This window comes from Actinomadura logoneensis (assembly GCF_003428695.1).
GTDB classification, from domain to species: domain Bacteria; phylum Actinomycetota; class Actinomycetes; order Streptosporangiales; family Streptosporangiaceae; genus Spirillospora; species Spirillospora logoneensis.
Genome location: NZ_QURH01000579.1, coordinates 1 through 1,867 on the forward strand (window position 1 = coordinate 1; position 1,867 = coordinate 1,867).

The 1,867-nt window shown below is 76.3% G+C and carries 3 protein-coding genes; all 3 read right to left on the reverse strand.

Translation table 11 applies throughout. From position 1 onward, the window contains the following. The coding region (locus tag DZF91_RS24335; RefSeq protein WP_117359612.1) for a PHP domain-containing protein at positions 1 to 592 on the reverse strand (592 nt) is incomplete at its 3' end. A gap of 10 nt (positions 593 to 602) precedes the next feature. Further along, the gene (locus DZF91_RS24340) at positions 603 to 878 is read right to left on the reverse strand and encodes a DUF6504 family protein (RefSeq protein WP_117359613.1); all 276 of its coding nucleotides are present in this window, start codon (positions 876 to 878) and stop codon (positions 603 to 605) included. A gap of 303 nt (positions 879 to 1,181) precedes the next feature. Then, positions 1,182 to 1,454, reverse strand: a complete 273-nt coding sequence (locus tag DZF91_RS24345; RefSeq protein WP_235834518.1) for a hypothetical protein — start codon at positions 1,452 to 1,454, stop codon at positions 1,182 to 1,184. Between the last annotated feature and the right edge of the window lie 413 nt (positions 1,455 to 1,867).

The window sequence follows — 1,867 nt, forward strand, 5'->3', positions numbered from 1 at the left end:
CCGGGCCGAGCAGCACGACCAGCCCGGCCGCCCGCTCGGCGACCATGCCGGGCGTGATCGCGGGCTCGCCGCGCGCGCCCGCCGCGTGCGCGGCCGTCACCAGCCGGCACAGCGACGCCCAGCCCGCCTTCCCCTCGGCCAGCACGACGACCCGCCGATCCCGCGCCTTCCCGGAGACATCGGCACCGACGCCGCTGCGGGACCCGCGGCCGCGCAGGGCCGAGGCGCGGAGGCCCGAAGCCTGAAGGTCCGAGGCGCGAAGGTCCGAGGCGCGAAGGTCCGAAGCACGGACGTCCGAAGCACGGACGTCCGAAGCACGGACGTCCGGTGCGCGGAGGTCCAGGTCGCGAGGGTCCAGGGCGCGAGGGTCCGGGTCGCGGGGGTCGGGGTCGCGCAGGACGAGGTCCGCGCCGAGGACGGGCCCGATCCCGGCCTCGGCGCAGGCGCGGACGTGCCGGACCGCGCCGTACAGGCCGTCCCGGTCGGTCAGGGCGAGGGTGCGCAGGCCCAGCGCGGCGGCCCGGTCCGCGAGCTGCTTCGGAGTGGCCGCGCCGTACCGCGCCGAGTAGGCGGACGCGACATGCAGATGCACGGCGGGCCCGTCAGTCCCACAGCCGCGAGAGCGTCCAGGCGTCGGCCGCCGTGTCGTGCCGCAGCTCGTACACCCCGGGCTCGCCGCCCGCGGCGGCCTCGACCCGCCAGTACTCCCGCTCGCCGGGCTCGTCGGCGTCCGGCTCCTGTTCGCGCCACCAGTCGCGGGTAGTCACCCAGTGCTCCAGCACCCGGCGCACCGCGTACCGCCGCCCCCGCCAGGCGAACCCGGCCGGACGTCCGCCGGTCACCCGGACCTCGACCGGATCGCCGAACACGCGCGTCATCCGCCTCCCCCTCACGCTCGCCGCACGGGGGAAGGCATGCGGCCTCTGTCTCGAACATACGTTCGCACCCAGAGTCTAGGGAAGAGCCCCCACCCACAGCAAGGCGCCCCCACCCCGGCGTGTCGCCTCCACCCCGCCACCCCGACACATCGCCCCAGCGCAGCGCCGCGCAGCCGCACGGCAGCACGGCGGCGCGGCACCTCGGCACCGTACGGCAGAGCGACGTGGCAACGACGGCACAGCGCGGCGGCGCGGCGGCGTCGTGGCTTGGTGGGGCGGGCTTGCGTGAAGCGCGGGGGCGGGTCAGGAGAGCAGGCGGGCGAGCTGGTCGGCCACGCCGGAGACGCGTGCCACGTCGGCCATCCCGCCGCCGGACCAGAGGTAGGACCAGCCGGAGCCGACCGGGGTCGCCACGACCATGATCTGGCGGCGGGTCACCGGCCCGACCACGCCGAGCACCATCTCGTCCGGCCCGGCGAGCCGGCAGCGCAGTCCCCGCGCCTCGACCTCGTAGGCCAGGGTGGCCAGGTGGTGCCGCCGCACCTCGGCGATTTCCCGCTCCCCGACAACAGACACCGCGATCAGCCGCCTCGTCCCTGGATGGATCCTGCCGTCCTCAGGATGGCCCGCGACAAATGATCACCGCAGGAAATCCCGAGGACTGGGTCTACCTCTTCGGTTCCCCCGGCGGACGGACGCCGTTCGGAACGGAGAGTGACGGGATGCTTACGTCGGAGCACGGCGCGCGGCCCGCGACACCCGCGAAAACGCCGCAACGACCGCACGAGCGCCCCCAGACGCCGCCGAACCGGGCGGGACGGCCGTCGCCGTGGTAAACCCACTGGTGGAGCCGCCGGCCCGCGCTCCGCACCCCGCCACCGAGGAGCCTTCCGATGCCGCCCGCCCCCGAAGCCCCGAACGCGCCGAACGTCCCCGCCCGCCCGAGCGGCCCGGACGACGCGGCGGGGTGCGGCGGCGCGGGGGGCGCG

Excerpts from the sequence above, each read along its gene's own strand:
- DZF91_RS24340 (WP_117359613.1), bottom strand. The coding sequence starts at position 878 with ATGACGCGCGTGTTCGGCGATCCGGTCGAGGTCCGGGTGACCGGCGGA.